Source organism: Mesorhizobium sp. M1088, assembly GCF_040318575.1.
Taxonomy (GTDB): Bacteria; Pseudomonadota; Alphaproteobacteria; order Rhizobiales; family Rhizobiaceae; genus Mesorhizobium.
Genome location: NZ_JAMYMO010000093.1, coordinates 1 through 3,391, shown reverse-complemented (window position 1 = coordinate 3,391; position 3,391 = coordinate 1). Strand labels below are relative to the sequence as shown.

Genomic DNA, 3,391 nt, shown 5'->3' with positions numbered 1-3,391 from the left:
TATGCCAACGATCTGCATTCATACTACGTCCCCTTTCGTCTTCAGTTGAGAGTTTTTGCCTGGCTGGCATTTTGCCTTCGTGCGGCAGCGCGATCGACGAGCCGGTTCCATCGGCTGCATTGTTTTTGCGGTAGATCCGAAACGGGAAGTTCGTACAGGCAATAGTGCCCGTTGTAGGCGTGGCTGGCGATGAGGCCATGTTTGGCCCATCGGGTGACGGTGTGCTCGTGGATATTGAGACGCGCGGCCGCTTCCTGTTTTGTCAGCATTCCACGTTCCCGCAGGCGGTCATAGCGAGAGCGCAGCTTGTATTGGTGAACGAGATAGGCAACTCGCAAGGCCGTGAAGCGGGCGGTGTGGCGACCGCGGCGTGCGGCCTCGCCGGGACGGTATCCTTGCTGGTTGAGCAGTTCTGCGATCTCGGAATAGATGTGGTCGTCGAGGAGTTTATCGACCAGTTCGACGATGCCGGGCTGCGTCTTGATCTGCTGGGCGGAAGATTTTGGGCTCAAGGTTGTGAGCGTCTGGATCTTGCCGCCTTTGAATCGCACGTGAACCTTGGTGGTTCCTTCCGCCGGCAGCTTGACGAGAGTGACATCCTCGATGATGTGGGCAAGGAGTCGCTTGCGTTCGCGGTTTGGTGTGTCGGGATCCGCCCAGAGCTTGTTGAAATCCACCGTCATTGCGACCAGCCGCTCGCGGACAGCTTCATCAAGGATGAATTGATCGTGCTCCCGGGCACGCTCACGCTCTTCGCGGGCCTTGGCCAAAATACGGAGCTTCTCGTTCCATTCGCCTTCGAGCGTGTCGGCGACGAGACGATTGTCGGGATCGACCAGCATGAAACGGCGCTGGGCGAGATCGGCCTCGATCTGGGCGCGCTCGACCGCGCGACAGCGCAGCCGATCTGCTTCTTCATGCCGGGCTTGGATCTCCTTACGGACGTCGAGCGCCAGTTCGACGGCGGCCGGCGTCATCTGCTCGGCAATCAGCCTGCCGATGGCTTCATCGACAGGAGGCCCGGCGATCGACTGGCACAAGGGGTCACCGCGATAGGTATGGGCGCGATCGCAGATGTACCAGGCTTCCTGTCGGCCGCGCCGGGCAGCGTAGCGAACCCGGAAATGCCGGCCGCATTGCCCACATACCGCCCGACCTTGCAGCAGCGCCGGGCCTTCTCTTGGGATTGACGCTCGTGCCGCGTCACATCCTTGGCCGTTCGCCTTGAGAATCTTCAGGTTCTCCTGATGTTGTTCCCAGCTGATATAGCCGGGATGCGCATCGGGAATGCAGGCCGGCCAATCATCATTAGTTCGCGCACGCACAGTCTTCTTGCCGTCGATGGTGCGCCGATAGTGTCGCCGCCCATAGGCATAGGCGCCGGCGTAACGCGGATTGTTCAGGACGCGCACCGCGGTCGATGCGGTCAGCGGCCGAAACACCGTCTGACTGTTGTGCAGGCGTGACGGGAACAAAAGGCCTTCCGTGCGAAAGGCCTTGACGGTCTGGGAGGCGGATCCGACGCGAGCGAACGTCTCGAAGAAATGGATGATCGTCTCCCTGACTTGCGTGTCCGGATCGAGCACCACATTGCCGGAATGGTCATAGACCAGCCCGGTTGGCAGGGGACAGCGAAACTCGCCGCGCCTTGCCTTGTTGAGGATGCCTCCGCGCAGCCGTGCCTTGATCACATGCAACTCTGCTTCGCTCATGGTGCCCTTGAGACCGAGCAGGAGCCGGTCGTTGAAGCCTGCGGGGTCATAGACGCCGTCTTCATCGAGGATCAGGGTGTCGGCAAGAGCGCAGATCTCCAGCAGGCGCTGCCAATCGGCATTGTTCCGCGCCAGCCGGGAGACTTCCAGCCCCATCACGATCCCGGCGCGCCCCATGCCGACGTCGCTGACCAAACGCTGAAACCCCTCGCGCCAGGCCGCCGAAGCACCGGATTCACCCTGATCATTGTCGACCACGATAATCTGCTCGTCCCGCCAGCCGAGGGCGACCGCACGTCCACGAAGCGCATATTGCCGCCTGGCGCTCTCGGTGTTCTCGATGACTTGCCGCATCGAGGATTGGCGGATGTACAGGTAGGCGCTGCGTTCGACGTGATGAGGCTGGACTTTAAGGTGCGCATTCATGGTGACCTCCGGTCGTGGATGCTCATGGCTATTGTCGCAAGGACGTGAACGACGGCTGCGTGCCCGCCGTGCGTCGGCCAGGCGGTCGACGGTGGATGACTTTGTTCTTGCAGGGGATTTGCTGCTGCGGCCAGCGTCTGTGCCCATCCCCACATGCCCCGGCGCAGAAAGAGCATGAGGCCGCTACGAGCCTTGAGAGGCAGAGCTTCGCCGAGGGCTGCCCCGCGCAGCACCTCATACTGGGCCGCAATGGCCGACGACAGGATCGATGAACGCACCGATGCCGCGGCAATGTTCACCTGCCGGTTTTTTTTAATACCCGCTCGATCGTCCTGGGATGAAGCTCGACATCGAGTTCGCGGCGGACCAGCTTCGCCAGCTCCCGAGCACGAACGGGTTCGCCCGGGCCCAACTGCGCCTGAAGAAACGCCAGGACTTCGTCGTCGATTTTGTGGGGACCGCGGGGGCCCGGCTTCTTTGGTACCAGTCCCGCAATCCCGGCTGCGTCGAAGCTCGCCCTTGCCTGGTAATAGGTCGGCCTGGAAACGCCATACTCGTCGGACGCCACCGTCACCGACATGTTGTCGATGGAGACGCGCCGCAGCATCTCGTATCTGACCTGCACGGCGTCGTGCGGATCGAAGAACTCGCTGTCGCTGAACTTCGGATCGCCCACCTTCTCGGGGTTTGGATTGAAGGTGCCTTGTTCGATGAGGGCCTCCGTCTTCGAGCGCTTGCTGTCGGACATCGCCGGCTCCGAGTGTGGAAAGAAGCATAATCGTAAAGATATTTATGTCGCTATTAGCATCGATGTCAAGGCGGCTTGTGCGATAAATGCTGAACGTGTAGCCGAAATGCTGGGATATGCTCATCATACAAACCCTCCTGCGGCATAATCCGCCTTACAGATGCGGCATAATTATCCTTACAACTTGTCGAGTGATCGCGAAGCCGATTTACCAGAAAGGCGCCCGACCAGACTGGCCAGCTCCAGCAAGTCGACAGTACGCAAGAGCGCCCGCCCATTCCCCATGACAACTTCTGGATCCGGGCTCGCAAGATCAGTCCATTGCGGGGGAACAGACCACACGGCAGTATCGTCGGCCTGCAGCAAAAGGCGTTCGCCATGCCGATTGTATCGCCTGCCGACACATGGCAGCAGCCGCGAGAACAGAGGATGAAACGGATGCGTGATCCGCACTAATTGCGTAACTGCGTTCGTAGAGTCTGCATTCCCAAGTGAGGTACAAGCG

3 protein-coding genes are annotated in these 3,391 nt (G+C 60.4%); all 3 read right to left on the bottom strand.

Going from position 1 to position 3,391, the window contains the following annotated elements:
* Positions 1 to 41 precede the first annotated feature (41 nt).
* Complete coding sequence (locus NKH49_RS34450) at positions 42 to 2,138, bottom strand: recombinase family protein (protein ID WP_352930112.1); 2,097 nt, start codon at positions 2,136 to 2,138, stop codon at positions 42 to 44.
* Between the two features lie 295 nt (positions 2,139 to 2,433).
* Entirely contained in the window at positions 2,434 to 2,886 is a 453-nt protein-coding gene (locus NKH49_RS34445) for a helix-turn-helix domain-containing protein (protein WP_352930109.1), read from the bottom strand.
* 177 nt (positions 2,887 to 3,063) lie between these two features.
* Positions 3,064 to 3,391, bottom strand: a 328-nt coding sequence (locus NKH49_RS34440) for a DUF5372 family protein (RefSeq protein ID WP_352625706.1), incomplete at its 5' end; no start/stop codon positions are given.